This is a genomic window from Vibrio sp. 1288 (assembly GCF_033344475.1).
Genome location: NZ_JAWPOX010000571.1, coordinates 1 through 680, shown reverse-complemented (window position 1 = coordinate 680; position 680 = coordinate 1). Strand labels below are relative to the sequence as shown.

Genomic DNA, 680 nt, shown 5'->3' with positions numbered 1-680 from the left:
GGCAACACCAGATGGTCGAAAAGCGAAAACGCCACTGGCGGAAGGCGCAAGTCCAGCATCGGGCTCTGACCGTTTGGGACCAACGGCGGTGTACAACTCAGTCGGTAAAATTCAAGCTAATAAAATCTTGGGTGGTGTGCTGCTTAACCAGAAGTTAAGCCCAGCGGCTGTCGCTTCAGAAGGAGATAAGCTCAAGCTTTCAATGCTGATTCGCACCTTCTTTAATTACCATAAAGGTTGGCACGTGCAGTACAACATCGTCTCTCGTGAAACCTTGCTGGCAGCGAAGAAGAACCCTGAGCAATATCGTGACCTTGTCGTGCGAGTTGCGGGCTATTCAGCCTTCTTTACCGCGCTATCACCAGACGCGCAGGATGACATCATCGCCCGTACCGAACACGAGTTGTGATGATCTCAACCCCAGTTAATGCAGAAGGCACCGATAGGTGCCTTTTTGTTTGAATACTTAATTAGCTAATTACGACGCCTGAACGCATTACAGCTTGTGCAAAATTTCCACGCATTTCTTTGTGACGTCGTCGTACTCTTTTGTCATGTAAGCGGTGGTGATGGCACCTTCTTTCATGATGCAAATGGCATCGAGTAATGATGTGTTGTCTGATTTGAGATAGCGTTGAATTAGCTCACGAACCTGTTGTTTATGGTGGCGGCAATACGTT

The 680-nt window shown here is 48.1% G+C and carries 1 protein-coding gene and 1 pseudogene; one reads left to right on the top strand and one right to left on the bottom strand.

Annotated features, from left to right (window positions below; translation table 11 throughout):
• Positions 1 to 409 (top strand): glycine radical domain-containing protein (locus tag R8O11_RS28095; protein WP_318194982.1); only part of this gene is annotated, 409 nt, incomplete at its 5' end.
• 87 nt (positions 410 to 496) lie between these two features.
• Here the strand turns inward: R8O11_RS28095 and R8O11_RS28090 are convergent.
• Positions 497 to 680 (bottom strand): annotated as a pseudogene (locus R8O11_RS28090) (TetR/AcrR family transcriptional regulator); the annotation flags it as partial.